Genomic DNA, 16,914 nt, shown 5'->3' on the forward strand with positions numbered 1-16,914 from the left:
TCAGTCCGAGGACTTGAGGACGAACACGTCCGTCGAGGGCTCCGGATCGATCGCGGGACGGTAGACGTCCGGCTCGATGTAGACGACCCGGGCGACCGGCACGGCGGCGCGGATGCGGGCCTCGATCTCGTCGATGTCGTCGGCGACCTCGCGCAGCGGCTTGTCGGCGTTGAGCGCGATCTTCGCGGCGACCATCAGCTCGTCCGGCCCGAGGTAGAGGGTCTTCATGTGGATGATCTTCTCGATCTCCGGACCGTCGTTGATCGCGTCCACGATGCGGTCGTAATCGGCGGGGGTCGCGCCCTCGCCGACGAGCAGGCTCTTGGTCTCCACGCCCAGCACGATCGCGATGAGCACGAGCAGGACGCCGATCATCACTGTGCCGAGGGCGTCGAACACAGGGTTGCCGGTGAGGAGCGTGAGGCCGACGCCGAGCAGGGCGAAGGTGAGGCCGGTGAGGGCCCCGACGTCTTCCAGGAGGACCACGGGGAGCTCCGGCGCCTTGGACCGCCGGACGAAGGAGAACCAGGACTGGCCTTTCTCGCGGACGACGTTGCTCTCGCGCACGGCGGTCCGCAGCGAGAACGACTCCAGGCCGATCGCGATGAACAGCACGACGAGCGGGAGCCACCACCAGGTCTGGTCGATCTCATGCGGGTGGGTGAGCTTCTCCACGCCCTCGTAGATCGCGAAAAGCCCGCCGACGGAGAAGAGGATGATCGACACGACGAACGCGTAGACGTAGCGTTCGCGGCCGTAGCCGAACGGGTGCGAGCGGTCCGCGTGGCGCTTCGCCTTGCGGCCGCCGAGCATCAGCAGCAGCTGGTTCCCCGAGTCGGCGACGGAGTGGATCGCCTCGGCGAGCATCGAGGCCGAGCCCGAGAGGGCCCACGCGAGGAACTTCGCGAGAGCGATGCCCAGGTTCGCCAGGAACGCCGCGACGATGGCCTTGCTGCCTCCGGATGCACTCATGCGACGAGTCTAGGACGGGAGCCCGAGCGGCACAGGAGCGCCCGCCGTAGGATGACGACATGGCTGATGCGCTCCCGTCTCTCGCGTTCCTCGGTGCCGGATCCATGGGAGGAGCGATCCTCCGCGGTGTGCTCGCCTCGGGGGTCCCTGTGGACGGAGGGATCACCGCGACGAACCGCACGCCGGAGAAGGCGGAGGCGTTCGCGGGCCTGGACGGCGTCACCAGCATCGCGCTGTCCGAGCGGCCGGAGGGCAATGCCGACGCCGTGGCCGGCGCACGAGTGGTCCTGGTCGGGGTGAAGCCGGCGATGGTCCCCGACCTGCTCCGCGAGATCGCGCCGCACCTCAGCCCCGAGACCGTCGTGGTGAGCCTCGCCGCGGGAGTCACGCTGCAGACGTTCGCGGATGTCCTCGGCCCGGAGGCCCGCGTCATCCGCTCCATGCCGAACACCCCGTCGACGATCCGCAAGGGGGTCACGGGCCTCGCGGCCGGCGCCGCGGCGACCCCCGACGACGTCGCGCTCGTGCGTCGTCTGTTCGAGACGGTGGGGGCGGTGGTGGAGGTCCCGGAGGCGCAGATCGATGCGCTCTCGACGATCTCGGGCTCCGGTCCCGCCTACGTCTTCCTCCTCATCGAGCAGTTCACCGCAGCCGCGCGGGAGATGGGTTTCGCCGACGCGGACGCCCGGCTGCTGGCCGAGCAGACCTTCATCGGCGCGACCGCGCTGCTGGACTCGACGGGGGAGGACCCCGCCGAGCTGCGCCGCCGGGTGACGAGCCCGAAGGGGACGACGGAGCGCGCGGTCGCCGTGCTCCAGGACGCGCACCTGTCCGACACCTTCGCCGCCGCCGCTGCCGCCGCTCTCGCCCGCGCGAAGGAGCTCGCCGCCGGCGCCTGATCCCTGCCTGTTCTCGCGCGCCTCCACCCCGCGAGAACAGGCGATCACGCGAGTTCAGGCAGCCAGTGCTCCTGGAGCCTGAACGCGCGCGAGTGCCTGTTGCGGCGAGGTGCGGCTAGGCCTCGCTGGCGACCTCGGCGAGCACCTCGGGCCAGCGCCGCTGCAGGGTGCGACCGCCGAGCACCGTGCCGCCCCACAGCGCGACACCACCGAGGACGACGGCGGCCGTGAGGCTCGCCCAGCCCAGCAGCGGGATCCAGATCGACGCGATCGCGAAGCCGAGGGCGGGGCCGCCGAGCAGCAGCGTGATCGGCGACATGATGAGCATCGCGAGGAAGGACTGCGCGCCGCCGGAGGAGCCGCGTCCGAACGGGTTGGCCTCGGGAGCCGGAGCTCGCCCGGGCAGGAACGCGCCCACCCAGGAGCCCGCGCCCGCCGACACCGCCATGAGTCCGAGAGCAGCGCCCAGGCTGCCCGGAAGCAGATCCGGGCGCCCGGCCAGCAGACAGGTCACGACGCACAGGAGGATCGTGATCGGCACTGCCACCAGCGCGAACCCGAGCAGGCGTCCGAGGCGGTCGGCGGTCCCGCTCACCCCGGTGAGGATGTGCAGCGCGACGGCGTCGTTGTCGTAGGCGATCGCCATCTGCACGATGCTCCCGGCGAGCAGGGCGTTGATCGCGGGGATGAGGGTGATCGCGGGAGCGAAGCCGGCACTGTCCTGCTGCAGTCCATTCATGAGCGCGAGCCCGAGGAAGATCGCGGGGAGCAGCAGGAGCATCACGATGTTGACGACCTGACGCGGGTCGCGGCGGAAGTAGCGGAGCGTCCGTCCCGCGATGGCGCCGACGGGCCCCGCGGGAAGGATACGGTCGAGCACGCCTCCCGAGCGCACGCGTCCGCCCCCGCTCGACTGCAGGGGGGCGACGAGGCGCGCAGCGAGCATCTGGCGCGCGGCGACCCAGAAGACGACGAGGGTGCCGGCGGCGACGAGCAGTCGCAGGAGGGCGGTGAGCACGTCGCCCTGTGCCACCGCGGCCGGGACCCCGAACACGGCCGCCACCGGCGTCCACGCGGCGATCTCGGCGACCGCGGTGAAGGCGCCGCCGACGTCGCGCACGGTCGACAGTGCCTGCAGCCCGATGTTGAGGAGGAGGCCGGAGGAGGCCAGCAGCACCACGCCGAGGGTGAGGACGAGGTCGCGCGTCCGCCGGCGGGCGAGCCACCCCGCGAGCAGTCCACTCACGACTCGGGCGCCCAGCACGCAGGTCGCGAGGGCTACGGGGACCATGAGCACCGCGACGAGGAGGGCCGGAGCGCTGACCGACCATCCCACGAGCATCAGTAGCAGGGCCAGGGCGGTGCCGATGCCGCCGATCGTCGTCATCCCCGCCACGACGAGACCGGGGAGGAGGGTGCGGGCGGTCACCGGGAGCAGGGCGAAGCGCTCGGGCGCCAGCGAGTCGTCCGCACTGACCAGGATCGACCCGATCCACCACCCGAGCACGATGACGGCGCCGGTGAGCACCATCGCGGTCACGGCGGCGTCCGGAGCGCCCACCCGCAGCGCGATCAGCCCCACGGTCAGCAGTCCCAGCATGCTCAGCGCGATGAGACCCACGATCACGAGGGTCACGATCATCCAGGGGTTGCGGGAGAGCTGATGCCCGAGCTGTCGCAGCCGCAGACCTACGAGGAGCGCAACCACGCGAGGGTCTCCGTTCCGAGGTCGTGGGCGCCGACGAGACTGAGGAAGCGCTCCTGCAGCGTGAGTCCGGCCCGCACCTCGTCGAGGGCGCCGTGGGCGAGCAGACGCCCCTCGGCGACGATGGCGACGCGGTCGCACAGCGACTCGACGAGCTCCATGACGTGGCTGGAGAGGACGACCGTGCCGCCGTCGTCCACGAAGGAGCGGAGGATCTGCCGGATCGTCTGTCCGGAGACCGGGTCCACCGCCTCGAGCGGTTCGTCGAGGATCAGCAGCCGCGGCGCGTGGATGAGCGCGCAGGCCAGGCCGATCTTCTTCTTCATGCCGGCCGAGTAGTCGACGACGAGCGTGTCGCGGGCCTCCGTCAGGCCGAGCGCGTCCAGCAGCTCACCGGAGCGGGAGACGACCTCCGCCTCCGGCATCCCGCGCAGCAGGCCGGTGTACCGCAGCAGCTCGGCGCCGCTGAGCCGGTCGAGCATCCGGATGCCGTCGGGAAGCACGCCCATCCGCGCCTTCGCGGCGGCCGGATCCTGCCAGACGTCGGTGCCGAGCACCCAGGCCGTCCCGGCGTCCGGGCGCAGGAGCCCCGTGGTCATGGCGAGCGTCGTCGTCTTGCCCGCACCGTTCGGGCCGAGCAGCCCCAGCATCGAGCCCGCGGGGACGTCCAGCGACAGCGCGTCGACGGCGACCTTCTGGCCGAACTGCTTGCGGAGCCCGCGGAGGGCGAGGACGGGCGGTGCGGGGGCGTGATCGCTCATGCCCCCATCCCACCACGCCTGCCGCGACCGGCGCATCCGCCGCGGGGAGGACCCGGCTCAGCGGTCGAGGGCGGCGAAGCGCTCGATGTCGCTGTTCGTCCCGGAGACGATGATGAGGTCGTGGTTGGTCACGATCGTGTTGGCCTCCGCGTAGCGGAACGGCTTGCCAGGGCTCTTCACGCCGACGACCGTGACCTTGTACTTCGAGCGCACACCGGACTCGTTCAGGCCGACGCCGCGGATGAACTTCGGCGGGTACATCTTGGCCAGGACGAAGTCGTCGTCGAAGCGGATGAAGTCGAGCATGCGCCCGCTCACGAGGTGGGCGACCCGCTCGCCGGCCTCACGCTCGGGGTAGATGACGTGGTTGGCGCCCACGCGGGCCAGGATCTTGCCGTGCGACTGCGAGACCGCCTTCGCCCAGATCTGCGGCACCTTGAGGTCGACGAGGTTCGCCGTGATAAGCACGGACGCCTCGATCGAGGAGCCGACGGCGACGACCGCGACCTGGAAGTCCTGGGCGCCGATCTGGCGGAGGGCGTCGATGTTGCGGGCGTCGGCCTGCACGGTGTGCGTGACGCGGTCCGACCACTTCTGCACGAGCTCGAGGTTGTCGTCGATCGCGAGGACCTCGCGGTCGAGGCGGTCGAGCTCGCCGGCGCAGGCGGCACCGAACCGGCCGAGACCGATGACGAGGACGGGAGCGTCCCCCCGAAGGACTTCAACCAACGATCGGCCTTTCCACGGGCAGTGAGTAGTACTGCGTGCGCGATGTCGCGGCGACTGCCGCAGCGAGAGTCACTGTACCAACGCGGCCCATGAAGATCGTCGCGGCCATGACGTACGAGGCGGAATCCGGAAGCTCCCCGGTGAGGCCCGTCGAGAGCCCGACCGTGCCGAACGCGGAGATGACGTCGAAGAGCACATGGCTGATGTCCGCCTTGGTGATCTGCGCGATCACGATGGTCGACAGGGCCACGATGGTCGCGCCCCAGGCGACGACGCTGAGCGCGACGCGCTGCACGTCGCTGGGGATGCGGCGGCCGAACGCCTCGACGGACTGGCGGCCCTTCGCCTCGGACCAGACGGCGATCGCGAGGACCGCGAGTGTGGTCACCTTGATGCCGCCCGCCGTCGACGCCGACCCGCCGCCGACGAACATGAGCATGCTGGCGGCGAGCAGCGACGAGCCGTTGAGGTCGTCCATCTCGATGACGTTGAAGCCGCCGGAGCGGGTCATCGCGGAGAGGAAGAACGCCTGGAAGGTCGTGTCCGCGGCGTCCATCGACCCGAAGGTCTTGGGGTTGTCGTACTCGAGGATGAGGAAGGCGGCCGCGCCGAGGATGAAGAGCAGCACCGTGGTGACGATGGTCAGCTTCGAGTGCAGCGACCACCGCTTGACGTGCCAGACGTGCTTCGCGAGCGTGTAGATCACCGGGAAGCCGATGCTCCCGAGGAACACGCCGACCATGAGCAGCGACAGCACGAGGTAGTCGTCGGCGAAGACGGCCACTCCGCCGTCGTTCGGGGCGAAGCCGGTGTTGGTGAACGCCATCGCCGAGAAGTACGGGGCCTCCCAGAGCGCGGCGATCGGGTCGACCCCCGCCATCACCAGCGCCGGATACAGGAGGGCCGCGAGGGCCGCTTCGATGAAGAGGGCGGAGAGGGCGACCGTGGTGAGCAGCTGGCCCACCTCGCCGAGGCGCACGGTCTGGCTCTCGTTGACCACGCCGCCGTGCGCCCGGAGCGGGTTCGTGTCGCCCGCCGCCATGAGCTTCGCGCGCAGCCCGAGGCGCTTCGAGATGAGCATCCCCATGAGGGAGGCGAGGGTCAGCACGCCGAGGGCTCCGATGTTGACGCCGATGAACACGACGACGTGCCCGAACGGCGACCAGTGGTTGGCCATGTCGACGGTCGCGAGGCCCGTCACGCAGATCGTGGAGACGGCGGTGAAGAGCGCGTCGCTGAGCGGTGTCACCGTGCCGCTGGCGGACGCGATCGGCAGCGAGAACAGCACCGTGAACACGAGGATCAGCAGCGCGAAGACCGCGATGGCGAACCGGGACGGCGACGAGGTGATGAGGTGCTTCACCCGGCCGGCGGCTCCGGGGAGACCGGTGCGAGGAGACGACGCCGAAACGATGCCCGACATCGCTGCCCCCTTCTTCTGCGCCGTCCGTTCCCCGGCGGCCGCGCGGCGCCTCTCGCCGAGCCTTCGTCATGGTACTCCGTGCCGGGGCGCACTACCCTGATCACATGACGGACATCTTCGACGTGATCGCAGACGGTACGAGGCGCGACATCCTCCAGCTCCTGCTCCGACGCACGTCCGAAGGCGAGTCCGGCACGAGCGTGAGCCAGATCGTGGCCGACCTCGGCATCAGCCAGCCCACGGTCTCCAAGCACCTCAAGGTGCTCCGCGACGCCGAGCTCGTCACCGTCCGCGAAGACGGGCAGCGTCGCTTCTACAGCCTGTCCGTCGCGCCGCTGGAGGCCGTCGACGACTGGCTGGTCCCCTTCCTCGTCGACGCGTTCGGCGATGCCGCCCCGGACATCGCGTACCCCGGCGCCCCGATCCCCGACAGCGCTGCGCACGCGGCCGAGGTCGTCGGGCGTGCGGCCGCGTCCGCCAAGCACGTGGTCACGAACGCGCTGAAGCGCCTCGGCGCCTGATCCCGCGCGCCCCTGCACGGACGGGAACCGCCCCCGACGGCAGGGGGGATGCCGTCGGGGGCGGTGTGCGGACCCCAGATCCGCGCGGACTCGGCAGGTGCCGGCACGGGTCCCGCACCGACACTGGCAGGGCTGTCTGAGCGATCGGGCAATGCGGGCTATGCGCGGGCTGGACGTCGGTGTGCCGGTTCGAGCAGGGCGGGCGCGCACATCACAGTGTCGGCTGTCTCCGGCAGGATGGGCCCATGACGGACGAGTACCGCGCGCATTTCGACTTCGCGATCACCTTCGCCAACGGCGGCGGATTGCAGGGGCAGGGGTTCCGACTCGATCTGCCGACGAGAGACATGACGGTCGAGGAGATCTCCGGGCTGCTCGTGTCGCACCTCGGTCTGGCACTCGTGGGCGAGGTCGAGCTCCGCGACCTGCAGATCGTCGCCGAGCCGCACCGCGGCAGCCGTGGCGTCGCGGCTCCGGCTCGTGGAGACCGCACCGAACGGGTCGTGGACCTGAGCCACCCGATCGCGGAGGGCATGGTCACCTATCCCGGGCTGCCGGCGCCGACCATCACCCCGCACCTCACCCGCGCGGCCTCGCGCGAGCGCTACGCGCCGGGGACGGAGTTCGCGATGGACGTGATCACGATGATCGGCAACACGGGCACCTATCTCCACGCGCCGTTCCACCGCTATGCGGACGGGGCCGACCTGGCGTCGCTCGACCTCGACACCCTCGTGGACCTGCCCGCCGAGGTCTTCCACCTCCGCGACGCGTGGACGCCCGATCGGCGCGGCATCAAGGCTGCGACGCTCGCGGATCGTGAGCTCCGCGACAGCGCGGTGCTCCTGGACACCGGCTGGAGCCGGCTGTTCGGCACGCCCGCATACGGCACCGGCTCGCCCTTCCTCACCGAGGACGCGGCGCGCTTCCTCGTGGACGCGGGGGTGCGCCTGGTCGGCATCGACGCGCTCAACATCGACGACACGGAGAGCGGCGGGGAGCGGCCGGCGCACAGCATCCTCCTCGGGGCGGGCGTGCATGTCGTCGAGCACCTCACCGCTCTGGATCTCCTCCCCGCGCGCGGGGCGCGGTTCACCGCGGCGCCTCCGGCGATCCACGGGTTCGGGACGTTCCCGGTCCGGGCGTTCGCGACCGTGCCGACATCCCACTGATCACAACAGCCACGCGGGTTTACACGCGTCCCAGCGACCCCATAGAGTGTGCTCATCGAGAAAGGGGTACGTGGGATGCCCGAGGTTCCAGACGTCCGATTCCTGACGGTGGCCGAAGTCGCCGAGCTCATGCGCGTGTCCAAGATGACCGTGTACCGGCTCGTGCACGCCGGTGACCTCCCCGCCATCCGATTCGGACGGAGCTACCGCGTGCCGGAGTCCGCCGTCGCGGAGGCTCTGCAGCGGCCCATCGCCGACGCCGGCTGACGGAGGGCGCGGGGCACCCTTCTGAGTTTGCTAGGATGATCCGAGGCATTTTTCGTGCTCGTACCCGGGTGTCCGATTCCGGCGACACCCAGCCCCTGACTTAGTGAGGTTTCCGTGGGTTCTGTCATCAAGAAGCGCCGCAAGCGCATGGCGAAGAAGAAGCACCGCAAGCTGCTTCGCAAGACTCGCCACCAGCGCCGCAACAAGAAGTAAGCGGCCAGACACCGAGCGCCTGTCTTCGGACGGGCGCTTTGTGTCTCTGCGCGCCGTTCCGCACCGCCGAGAGGATGTCATGAAGTCGATCACCGTCGCCGAACTCGCCGAGCGCTCCGGCACGCCCCTCATCGATGTCCGGGAGGTGAACGAGTTCCAGGCGGGCCACGTTCCCGGCGCCGTGAACATCCCGATGTCGGAGATCGGCAACCGCCTGGACGAGCTCCCCGCCGAGTCGTTCGACGTGATCTGCCAGGCCGGCGGCCGCTCGGCCCGCGTGGTCGAGGCGCTCGAGTCCCGCGGTTACGACGCCACCAACGTCGAGGGCGGTACCGGCGAGTGGATCGCGCAGGGACGCGAGGTCGAGGTCCCGTCGTCGTGACGACGCTGACCCTCATCGGCAAGCCCGACTGCCATCTGTGCGCCGTGGCCTCCGAGGTCGTCGACGCGGTCGTCGCCGAACTGCCGGACGCCGCCGCGGAGCGCATCCAGATCGTCGAGGCGTCGATCCAGGACGACCCCGCCCTGTACGAGCAGTGGTGGGAGAAGATCCCCGTCGTCCTCATCGACGGGCGAATGCATGCGCACTGGCGGGTGTCCCCCGACCGACTGCGCGAGGCGCTGGAAGAAGCCGTCGACGCGGAGGCCCGCGCCGACCAGAAGGAGCTGCGATGACCATCCGCCATGTCGTGACCTGGAAGCTCGCCGCGGAGGACGCGGGGGAGCGACAGGCCCAGGCGGCCGAGGTCGCCCGTCGGCTCAACGCCCTCGACGGAGTCGTGCCGCAGCTGCGCAGCATCTGGGCCGGTGCGAACGACGTCTACCCGGACGCGAACTGGGACGTGACGCTGGTCGCGGACTTCGACTCCGTCGCCGACCTCGAGCAGTACCAGGTGCACCCTGCGCACGAGGAGGTCGCCGGGTACATCCGCTCGGTCGTCTCCGGCCGTGTGGCGGTCGACGCCGAGCTCTGAGCGTCGAGCGTCGTCCCCGCGGCACCGAAACACAAACGTAATGCGGCGCGAGGGGATGTCATTGGTCACGCGACGAGCCGCGTGTTTAGATGAACTCCTACCCGTCCGTGGGCTCACCCGCCCCCCGACTCCCAGGAGCCGACATGTCCCGTCGTAACCTCTTCGCCGGCCTCGCGATCGCGGCCACCGCCACCCTCGCACTCGCCGGATGCGCCACCGGCTCCTCCGATGCGGGCAGCGGCGGCGAGTCCGCTGCCGGTGACGACTACGGACTCATCGAGGCGGGCAAGCTGACCGTCTGCTCCGACATCCCCTACCCGCCGTTCGAGTTCGAGGGCGACGACGGTGAGTACACCGGCTTCGACATCGACCTCCTCGGTGCGATCGCCGAGCAGCTCGACCTCGAGCTCTCCGTGCAGGATGTGGGCTTCGATGCGCTGCAGTCCGGCACGACTCTCGCCGCCGGCCAGTGCGACATCGGTGCCTCGGCCATGACGATCACCGACGAGCGCAAGGCCAACATCGACTTCTCGGACCCGTACTACGACTCGCTGCAGTCGCTCCTCGTGCGCACCGACTCGGGGATCAAGTCCATCGACGACCTCGACGGCAAGAACGTCGGCGTGCAGCAGGGCACGACCGGCGAGGCCTACGCCACGGAGAACGCGAAGGGCGCGCAGCTCGTGCAGTACCCGTCGGACGGCGAACTGTGGCCCGCGATGCAGGCCGGGCAGATCGACGCCATCCTGCAGGATCAGCCCGTCAACCTCGAGCACGAGAAGGCCGACTCCGCCTACAAGATCGTCGAGACGTACGAGACCGACGAGTCCTACGGCTTCGCCTTCGCCAAGGGGGAGAAGGACGAACTCCGCGAGGCCGTGAACGAGGCTCTGCAGGAGCTCCGGGACAACGGCGAGTACGACACCATCTACAACGAGTACTTCACGGCCAACTGAGTCGAGAGCTGAGTCGGTCGGGAGGACCTTGACAATGGCGTTGAGGCGCACCACGAAACAGAAGCTGTACCGGTACTCGATCTACGCGGTGCTGCTCGCGATCGTCGTCTGGGCGATCGTCAGCACCGACTGGGCGCGGATCGCGCAGCTCTACTTCAACCCCGAGGTCGCGGCGAAGATGCTCCCGGGCATCATCACCACGGCGCTCGTCAACACCCTGTGGTTCACGGCGGTGGCGTTCGCAGGCGGCTTGCTGCTCGGCATCCTGCTGGCGCTGATGAAGCTCTCGGTGATCGCGCCGTTCCGGTGGATCGCGACGGCGTGGATCGAGCTGTTCCGCGGTCTGCCCGCGATCCTCACGATCTTCGCGATCGCGTTCATCCTGCCGATCGGTCTCGGTGTGCCGGCGACCCGCCTCGGCGGGCCGGTGGTCCTGGGCCTGATCGGTCTGATCCTCGTGGCCTCCGCCTACATGGCAGAGACGATCCGGGCCGGAATCCAGGCAGTCCCGAAGGGACAGACCGAGGCGGCGCGTTCGCTCGGCATGTCGCCCATGAAGACGACCTTCTGGATCGTGGTCCCGCAGGGCTTCCGGATCATCATCCCGCCGCTGACGAACGAGTTCGTGCTGCTGCTGAAGGACACGTCGCTGCTGTTCGTCGCGGGCTCCTTCATCTGGTCGAAGGAGCTCACGAACTTCGCTCGTGACGCAGCGACGCAGAACGCCAACGGAACGCCGCTGATCATGGCGGCGATCCTCTACCTGATCGTGACGATCCCGCTCACGCGTCTCAGCGCGTGGCTCGAGCGTCGGATGGCGAGGACACGATGAGCACCGACCTGATCGACGTGCAGGCCCCGGCGATCGCGATCCAGGACCTGCACAAGAGCTTCGGCGACAATGAGGTGCTCAAGGGCATCGACCTGACGGTGCTCGCCGGCGAGGTCGTCTGCGTGATCGGCCCGTCCGGATCCGGGAAGTCGACGCTGCTCCGCTCGGTGAACCTGTTGGAGGAGCCCACGGGCGGCAAGGTGCTCATCGAGGGCATCGACATCACCGATCCCGACATCGACATCGACCGCGTGCGCACCCGTATCGGGATGGTGTTCCAGAGCTTCAACCTCTTCCCGCACCTCAGCGTGCTCGGCAACCTCACGATCGCCCAGCAGCGGGTGAAGAAGCGCTCGAAGGCGGAAGCCGAGAAGGTGGCCCGCGCCATGCTCGAGCGCGTCGGTCTCGCGGAGAAGGCCGACGCGTACCCCGGGCACCTCTCGGGCGGGCAGCAGCAGCGCGTGGCCATCGCCCGGGCGCTGTGCATGAACCCCGACATGATGCTGTTCGACGAGCCGACGTCGGCCCTCGACCCGGAGCTCGTCGGCGAGGTGCTGCAGGTCATGCGGTCGCTGGCCGACGAGGGCATGACGATGCTCGTCGTCACGCATGAGATGGGCTTCGCGCGCGAGGTCGGTTCGCGGCTGATCTTCATGGACGGCGGACACATCGTCGAGGAGGGCGACCCCCGCGAGGTGCTGGCGAATCCGCAGCACCAGCGCACGAAGGACTTCCTCTCCCGCGTCCTGTAGTTCTCGCCCCGGTGTCGCCGAGACCCCGGGCATTCGCCGAGACCCCCGGCTGCAGACGTCTGCAGCCGGGGGTCTCGACGTGAACCCGGGGTCTCGATCAGCCGCGGGGACGCGCGACCACCGGGGCGGGGGTCACCGCGATGCGGACGCGGTCGCCGAACGACGGGTGCACGGCGGGATCGTGCTGCACGCGGACGAGCTCACCCGACTCCGTGCGCACGAGGGTCCGCCGCATGCTGCCGAGGAACGTGCTCTCCTCCACGAGCGCATCGGTGGCGGCATCCTCCGCGGAGGTGAAGCGGACGTTCTCCGGACGGAGGTATACGTCGACGGGGCCGTCGGCGGGGGTCTGCAAGGGGAGACGCTGCCCCCACACGACGACGTGCTCGCCGTCCGCGACGCCGGACACGACGCTGGAGAGGCCCACGAATGCGGCGACCTCGGCGGTCGCGGGAGTCGTGTACAGCTCTTCCGGGGAGCCGATCTGCTCGATGCGACCCGCGTTCATGACCGCGATCCGGTCGGACACCGCGAGGGCCTCCTCCTGATCGTGCGTGACGAAGACGGTCGTGATGCCGAGCCGCAGCTGGATTCGCCGGATCTCGTCGCGGAGCTGCACGCGCACCTTGGCGTCGAGCGCCGACAGCGGCTCGTCGAGCAGCAGCACCCGAGGCTCCGTGACGAGGGCGCGAGCCAGGGCCACCCGCTGCTGCTGCCCGCCGGAGAGCTGATGCGGGAAACGGTCGGCCAGGTCGGCCAGACCCACGAGGGCGAGCGCGTCGAGGGCCCGTCGCGCCGCCTCACCCTTGCCGACACCCCGACGACGGAGCCCGAAGGCCGTGTTGTCGACGACGCGGAGGTGCGGGAACAGCGAGTACGACTGGAACACCATCCCGATGTCGCGCCGGTTGGTCGGCACCCGCGAGACATCTCCGCCGCCGAGGAGGACAGTCCCCTCGTCGGCGCCCTCGAGTCCGGCGAGCACGCGGAGCAGGGTGGTCTTCCCGCAGCCGGACGGGCCGAGCAGCGAGACGAACTCCCCGGGAGCGATGTCGAGGTCGACGCCGTGCAGCACCCTCGTGCCGCCGTAGCTCTTCACGATGCCGTGCAGCTCGACCCGCGTGCCCTCGCCGGCCTGGGCGAGCAGCAGGTTGTCCTTGGTGCGCGGGAGCGCGTGATCGAGGGTCATGAGCGGGCCTTTCGCGGACCGCGGGCGACGCGGCCGATGAGCAGGAGCAGGAGGAAGACGAACAGCAGGGCGAGCAGCGTGAAGATCGCGGGCGCGAACGGGTCCTGCTTCTGCACCACGACCATCGCCGTCTGGAAGACCTGCCGGTTGAGGAGGGACGCGATCGTGAACTCCCCGAGCACCACCGCGATGGAGATCAGCGCGGCGGCGAGCAGGCCCTGTCGGAGGTTCGGCGCGAGGACACGGAGCACGACCGTCGTCCACCCCGCCCCGAGCGAGCGTGCTGCCTCGGACAGCGTGCGCAGATCGGCGGCATCGATGGATGCCTGGATCGAGCGGAAGGCGAAGGGGAGGACGGTGACGCCGTAGGCGAAGGCGAGGGTCCAGGTGCCGGTGCCGACGGTGCGACCGATCTGCAGGTAGATCGGCGCGAGGCCCACCACGAGGACGATCGCGGGGATCGAGATCGGGAGGAGCGCGACGAACTCGAAGGCCGCCTTCAGTCTGGGGAAGCGCAGGTTCACGAGGATCATCGTGGGGGCCAGGAGGAACAGCACGATCGCCACGGTCACCACTGCGAGGATCAGCGAGTTGCCGAGCCCCGTCCAGATGGGCTTGAGGCTCGCCGACGCCGCGGGGTCGAAGAGGGCGGCCCAGTGCGCGAAGGAGAGGCCGTCCGTGCCGCGCAGCGTGAAGAGGAACGTCGACACGAGAGGCACAGCGAAGAACGCGCCGACCACGATGCCGATCACCGCACGGGTCGCGCGGGACGGGGCGAGGCCGTTCATGCCTGCCACCGCGCGGCGCGTCGCTGGATGACCGAGTACAGCGCCATCACGACGCCGACCACGACGATCATGCCGAGGGCGAGAGCGCCCGCGAGATTCTCCCGGCCGAGCAGGGTCTCGCTCGTGAGCGCCGTGCGGATCTGCAGCGGGACGATCTGCGAGCCCTGACTCGCGAGCGCCGCGGCCGTGGCGTACGAGGAGAACGCGTTCGCGAAGAGCAGCAGCAGGCTCGCGAGGAACGACGGCGCCAGCACCGGGAGGCCGATCCGCAGCCAGAAGCTCGTCCTGCTGCCCCCGAGGGCGAGGTTCGCCTCGACCCACTGCGGCTTCAGGGCGGCGAGGGCGGGGAGGAAGGTGATGACCATGAGCGGCACCTGGAAGTAGATGTACGGGAGGATGAGGCCGGGAAGCTCGTACAGCCACGTGCCCTCGGCGAAGATGTCGATGCCGAACGTGTCGCGGAGGAAGACCGTGACCACGCCCTGGATGCCGATCGTGGCGATGAAGGCGAAGGCGAGCATGACGCCGCCGAACTGCGCGAGGACCCCGGCGGCCGCGTCCACGGAGCGGCGCACGACGCCGTCCGGGTTCATGCCGAGCAGAGCGTAGGAGACGAGGGCGCCCACGACCGCACCGACCGCCGCGGTGAGCAGCGACAGCCCCGCCGAGTTCGCGAAGGTCGTGAGCACCACCGGGTCGCCGAGGGCGGCGACGTTCGTCCAGGTGAAAGCACCGTCGCCGTCGAAGAACCCGGAGCCGATCGCGAGCACGGTCGGCACGGCGAGGAAGAGCAGCACGTAGGCGGCGAACGGTACGAGCCCCAGCCACGCCACGGATGGCACCGACCGCCGGGCCCGCGTGTGCGACGCGGGTCCGGCGGTGGTGCCGGGGGCGGACGCCGCGGCGTCCACCCCCGGTGCGACGACGGTGGTCACTGGACCGCCGCTGCCCACTTCTCGCCGAGCAGCGTGCCGGCGTTCTCGGACTGCTCCTCGGTCGGCACGACGGTCTCCTCCGGGGCCTCGGGGAGAGCGGCCGCGAGCTTCTCGTCGATCGTGCCGGCCTCGGTCATCGCCTCCATGCGCACCGGACGGGCGCCGCCCTTCAGCCACAGGTTCTGCACCTCGTCGCTGTAGAGGAACTCCTGCCACAGACGCGCGGCGGCCGGGTTCGGGGCGTCGACGTTAATGGCCTGGTTGTAGTAGCCCGCGTAGCCGGTGCCGTCGAAGACCACGACCTTCCAGTCCGGGTTGTCGGCCGTGTGGGCCGCGTTCAGGTAGTCCCAGTCGAAGACCACGGGGGTCTCGCCGCTGGCAACGGTCGCGGTCGTGACGTCGACCTTGAGGAGGTTCCCTGCCTTCTGCAGGTCGGAGAAGAAGTCGATGCCCGGCTGGAAGTCGTCGAGCGTGCCGTCCGACTGCACCGTCGCCAGGCCCACGGCGGCGAAGGCGGCGCCGGCCTGCGTCGGGTCGCCGTTGATGGCGACGGCACCCTTGTAGTCGGCGGAGAGCAGGTCGGACAGCTCAGCCGGCGCCTCGAACTTCGAGGAGTCGTAGCCGATCGACATGTACCCGCCGTAATCGCCGACGAAGAGGCCGGAGGGCTCCTTCAGCTCCTCGGGGATGTCGTCCCAGGTCTGGACCTTGTACGGAGCGAACGCATCGGTGTTCTGCAGGGCGACGGTGAGGCCGAGGTCGAAGACGTCGGGGGCGGTGTCGAGGCCCTTGTTCGTCTCGGCGGCCTGGATCTCCTCGGCGCTGGAGACGTCGGGCGAGGCCTCGTTGATGGTGATCTCGGGGTACTTCTCCGCGAACAGGTCGAGGATCTCGCCGTAGTTCGCCCAGTCGCGGGGGAGGGCGATGACGTTGAGCTGACCCTCCTCCTTCGCGGCCGCCTCCAGGTCGGCGAAGGAGCCGAAGTCCGCGACGGAGGTCGCGCTCGCCGCGTCCACGGCGTCGTCACCGGCGGCCGGGGCGTCGGTCGCGGAGGCGCAGGAGGTCAGAGCGATGACGGCCGTGGTGGCCAGGGCGATGCCGGCGCCGATGCGTGCGCGGCGGATGGAGCGTGCCATGAGTGTCCTCTCGGTGTCCGGCGCTGTGAGCCGGTGTCGGGTTGCGAGAGGACACTACGAGTCCGAGGTGGCCACGCGGAGCGGCTCCGGTGAACGGTCGGTGTCGGGCGGGTGGCGCGGGAGTGCGCCGCGGACTCAGCGCTGCGGGACGGTGTACTTGAAGCCGCGGTGCGAGCCCACGTAGCCGAGGCGCTCGTAGAACCGGTGGGCGTCGGTGCGGGCGGCGTCGGAGGTGAGCTGCACCATGGCCGCACCGAGCGCGGGCGCCGCCGCGTCGCCGACCCAGCGCATGACCGCGGAGCCGATGCCGGACGAGCGCAGGTCGCTGCGCACCCGGACCGCTTCGACGAGCAGCCGCCGGGCGCCGCGGCGTGCCATGCCCGGGATCGACGTGAGCTGAAGGGTGCCGACCGCCGCGCCGTCGAGCTCGACCACGAGGAGGTCGTTGGAGGGATCGGCCAGGATCTCGCGGAGGCCGCGCTCGTACGCCGGACGGTCCTCGTCGGACGCCACGTCGCCGCGGGCGGCGCTGATCGGATCGTCGGCGAGCAGCGCGATGACGGCGTCGGCATCGGCCTCGGTCGCCCGCCGGAGCACGGCGTCCCCGCTCCTCGACGCGAACGGATGCGGAAGCGGGAGAGCGGCGAGCATGAGCCCAGTCTGCCAGCGGAGGATGCGGGACGGCGCCCG

General features: G+C 70.0%; 21 protein-coding genes. 11 read left to right on the forward strand and 10 right to left on the reverse strand.

Annotated elements, in window-relative coordinates:
- Positions 1-972, reverse strand: a complete 972-nt coding sequence (locus BLU02_RS13230; RefSeq protein ID WP_060921696.1) for a cation diffusion facilitator family transporter — start codon at positions 970-972, stop codon at positions 1-3.
- 59 nt (positions 973-1,031) lie between these two features.
- Between BLU02_RS13230 and proC the strand changes: the two genes are divergently transcribed.
- Positions 1,032-1,871 carry a pyrroline-5-carboxylate reductase gene (gene proC, locus BLU02_RS13235; RefSeq protein WP_060921697.1) on the forward strand — a complete coding sequence of 280 codons (840 nt, stop codon included), beginning with the start codon at positions 1,032-1,034 and terminating at the stop codon, positions 1,869-1,871.
- A gap of 115 nt (positions 1,872-1,986) precedes the next feature.
- Here proC and BLU02_RS13240 read toward each other — a convergent pair whose 3' ends face one another.
- The 4 genes from BLU02_RS13240 to BLU02_RS13255 are packed head-to-tail and all read right to left on the reverse strand — an operon-like array spanning position 1,987 to position 6,489.
- On the reverse strand, positions 1,987-3,579 hold the full coding sequence (locus BLU02_RS13240) for a hypothetical protein (protein ID WP_060921698.1): 1,593 nt from the start codon (positions 3,577-3,579) through the stop codon (positions 1,987-1,989).
- Positions 3,561-4,337, reverse strand: a complete 777-nt coding sequence (locus tag BLU02_RS13245) for an ABC transporter ATP-binding protein (protein ID WP_060921699.1) — start codon at positions 4,335-4,337, stop codon at positions 3,561-3,563. The genes BLU02_RS13240 and BLU02_RS13245 overlap by 19 nt, the downstream gene beginning before the upstream one ends.
- 57 nt (positions 4,338-4,394) lie before the next feature.
- Entirely contained in the window at positions 4,395-5,066 is a 672-nt protein-coding gene (locus BLU02_RS13250) for a potassium channel family protein (protein ID WP_025104470.1), read from the reverse strand.
- Entirely contained in the window at positions 5,059-6,489 is a 1,431-nt protein-coding gene (locus BLU02_RS13255; protein ID WP_025104469.1) for a TrkH family potassium uptake protein, read from the reverse strand. The genes BLU02_RS13250 and BLU02_RS13255 overlap by 8 nt, the downstream gene beginning before the upstream one ends.
- 104 nt (positions 6,490-6,593) lie before the next feature.
- Between BLU02_RS13255 and BLU02_RS13260 the strand changes: the two genes are divergently transcribed.
- The 10 genes from BLU02_RS13260 to BLU02_RS13305 all read left to right on the forward strand — a co-directional run bounded on the left by BLU02_RS13260 (position 6,594) and on the right by BLU02_RS13305 (position 12,176).
- Complete coding sequence (locus BLU02_RS13260; RefSeq protein WP_060921700.1) at positions 6,594-7,010, forward strand: ArsR/SmtB family transcription factor; 417 nt, start codon at positions 6,594-6,596, stop codon at positions 7,008-7,010.
- 245 nt (positions 7,011-7,255) lie between these two features.
- Positions 7,256-8,182: a cyclase family protein gene (locus BLU02_RS13265; protein WP_060921701.1), complete on the forward strand. Its 927-nt coding sequence runs from the start codon at positions 7,256-7,258 to the stop codon at positions 8,180-8,182.
- Positions 8,183-8,257: 75 nt separating this feature from the next.
- Entirely contained in the window at positions 8,258-8,449 is a 192-nt protein-coding gene (locus BLU02_RS13270) for a helix-turn-helix domain-containing protein (protein ID WP_025104463.1), read from the forward strand.
- A 114-nt stretch (positions 8,450-8,563) separates the two neighbouring features.
- Positions 8,564-8,662 (forward strand): 30S ribosomal protein bS22, encoded by a 99-nt coding sequence (locus BLU02_RS13275; RefSeq protein WP_003792170.1) that lies wholly within the window; start codon positions 8,564-8,566, stop codon positions 8,660-8,662.
- 79 nt (positions 8,663-8,741) lie between these two features.
- Positions 8,742-9,044, forward strand: a complete 303-nt coding sequence (locus tag BLU02_RS13280; protein WP_060921702.1) for a rhodanese-like domain-containing protein — start codon at positions 8,742-8,744, stop codon at positions 9,042-9,044.
- The gene (locus tag BLU02_RS13285; protein ID WP_060921703.1) at positions 9,041-9,337 is read left to right on the forward strand and encodes a glutaredoxin family protein; all 297 of its coding nucleotides are present in this window, start codon (positions 9,041-9,043) and stop codon (positions 9,335-9,337) included. The genes BLU02_RS13280 and BLU02_RS13285 overlap by 4 nt, the downstream gene beginning before the upstream one ends.
- Positions 9,334-9,636 (forward strand): Dabb family protein, encoded by a 303-nt coding sequence (locus tag BLU02_RS13290; RefSeq protein ID WP_025104460.1) that lies wholly within the window; start codon positions 9,334-9,336, stop codon positions 9,634-9,636. The genes BLU02_RS13285 and BLU02_RS13290 overlap by 4 nt, the downstream gene beginning before the upstream one ends.
- A 143-nt stretch (positions 9,637-9,779) precedes the next feature.
- The gene (locus BLU02_RS13295; protein WP_060921704.1) at positions 9,780-10,592 is read left to right on the forward strand and encodes a basic amino acid ABC transporter substrate-binding protein; all 813 of its coding nucleotides are present in this window, start codon (positions 9,780-9,782) and stop codon (positions 10,590-10,592) included.
- 34 nt (positions 10,593-10,626) lie between these two features.
- Positions 10,627-11,424, forward strand: coding sequence for an amino acid ABC transporter permease (locus BLU02_RS13300; RefSeq protein WP_060921705.1), 798 nt, complete (start codon positions 10,627-10,629; stop codon positions 11,422-11,424).
- On the forward strand, positions 11,421-12,176 hold the full coding sequence (locus tag BLU02_RS13305) for an amino acid ABC transporter ATP-binding protein (RefSeq protein WP_060921706.1): 756 nt from the start codon (positions 11,421-11,423) through the stop codon (positions 12,174-12,176). Before BLU02_RS13300 ends, BLU02_RS13305 begins: the two co-directional genes overlap by 4 nt.
- A gap of 97 nt (positions 12,177-12,273) precedes the next feature.
- Here BLU02_RS13305 and BLU02_RS13310 read toward each other — a convergent pair whose 3' ends face one another.
- The 5 genes from BLU02_RS13310 to BLU02_RS13330 form a co-directional block, all read right to left on the reverse strand.
- Positions 12,274-13,365 (reverse strand): ABC transporter ATP-binding protein, encoded by a 1,092-nt coding sequence (locus BLU02_RS13310; protein ID WP_060921707.1) that lies wholly within the window; start codon positions 13,363-13,365, stop codon positions 12,274-12,276.
- Complete coding sequence (locus tag BLU02_RS13315; protein WP_060921708.1) at positions 13,362-14,153, reverse strand: ABC transporter permease; 792 nt, start codon at positions 14,151-14,153, stop codon at positions 13,362-13,364. Before BLU02_RS13315 ends, BLU02_RS13310 begins: the two co-directional genes overlap by 4 nt.
- Complete coding sequence (locus BLU02_RS13320) at positions 14,150-15,088, reverse strand: ABC transporter permease (RefSeq protein ID WP_082749997.1); 939 nt, start codon at positions 15,086-15,088, stop codon at positions 14,150-14,152. Before BLU02_RS13320 ends, BLU02_RS13315 begins: the two co-directional genes overlap by 4 nt.
- Positions 15,085-16,224 (reverse strand): ABC transporter substrate-binding protein, encoded by a 1,140-nt coding sequence (locus BLU02_RS13325; protein WP_060921710.1) that lies wholly within the window; start codon positions 16,222-16,224, stop codon positions 15,085-15,087. The genes BLU02_RS13320 and BLU02_RS13325 overlap by 4 nt, the downstream gene beginning before the upstream one ends.
- A gap of 135 nt (positions 16,225-16,359) precedes the next feature.
- Entirely contained in the window at positions 16,360-16,875 is a 516-nt protein-coding gene (locus BLU02_RS13330) for a GNAT family N-acetyltransferase (protein WP_060921720.1), read from the reverse strand.
- Positions 16,876-16,914: the final 39 nt, after the last annotated feature.

Origin of the sequence: Microbacterium paraoxydans (assembly GCF_900105335.1) — a bacterium.
In the GTDB taxonomy this organism is placed as follows: Bacteria; Actinomycetota; Actinomycetes; order Actinomycetales; family Microbacteriaceae; genus Microbacterium; species Microbacterium paraoxydans.

Coding starts and splice junctions, on each gene's coding strand:
- BLU02_RS13260 (WP_060921700.1), top strand. CDS start 6,594: ATGACGGACATCTTCGACGTGATCGCAGACGGTACGAGGCGCGACATC.
- BLU02_RS13310 (WP_060921707.1), bottom strand. CDS start 13,365: ATGACCCTCGATCACGCGCTCCCGCGCACCAAGGACAACCTGCTGCTC.
- BLU02_RS13230 (WP_060921696.1), bottom strand. CDS start 972: ATGAGTGCATCCGGAGGCAGCAAGGCCATCGTCGCGGCGTTCCTGGCG.
- BLU02_RS13330 (WP_060921720.1), bottom strand. CDS start 16,875: ATGCTCGCCGCTCTCCCGCTTCCGCATCCGTTCGCGTCGAGGAGCGGG.
- BLU02_RS13245 (WP_060921699.1), bottom strand. CDS start 4,337: ATGAGCGATCACGCCCCCGCACCGCCCGTCCTCGCCCTCCGCGGGCTC.
- BLU02_RS13290 (WP_025104460.1), top strand. CDS start 9,334: ATGACCATCCGCCATGTCGTGACCTGGAAGCTCGCCGCGGAGGACGCG.
- BLU02_RS13300 (WP_060921705.1), top strand. CDS start 10,627: ATGGCGTTGAGGCGCACCACGAAACAGAAGCTGTACCGGTACTCGATC.
- BLU02_RS13280 (WP_060921702.1), top strand. CDS start 8,742: ATGAAGTCGATCACCGTCGCCGAACTCGCCGAGCGCTCCGGCACGCCC.
- BLU02_RS13315 (WP_060921708.1), bottom strand. CDS start 14,153: ATGAACGGCCTCGCCCCGTCCCGCGCGACCCGTGCGGTGATCGGCATC.
- BLU02_RS13325 (WP_060921710.1), bottom strand. CDS start 16,224: ATGGCACGCTCCATCCGCCGCGCACGCATCGGCGCCGGCATCGCCCTG.
- BLU02_RS13295 (WP_060921704.1), top strand. CDS start 9,780: ATGTCCCGTCGTAACCTCTTCGCCGGCCTCGCGATCGCGGCCACCGCC.
- BLU02_RS13270 (WP_025104463.1), top strand. CDS start 8,258: ATGCCCGAGGTTCCAGACGTCCGATTCCTGACGGTGGCCGAAGTCGCC.
- BLU02_RS13255 (WP_025104469.1), bottom strand. CDS start 6,489: ATGTCGGGCATCGTTTCGGCGTCGTCTCCTCGCACCGGTCTCCCCGGA.
- BLU02_RS13265 (WP_060921701.1), top strand. CDS start 7,256: ATGACGGACGAGTACCGCGCGCATTTCGACTTCGCGATCACCTTCGCC.
- BLU02_RS13305 (WP_060921706.1), top strand. CDS start 11,421: ATGAGCACCGACCTGATCGACGTGCAGGCCCCGGCGATCGCGATCCAG.
- proC (WP_060921697.1), top strand. CDS start 1,032: ATGGCTGATGCGCTCCCGTCTCTCGCGTTCCTCGGTGCCGGATCCATG.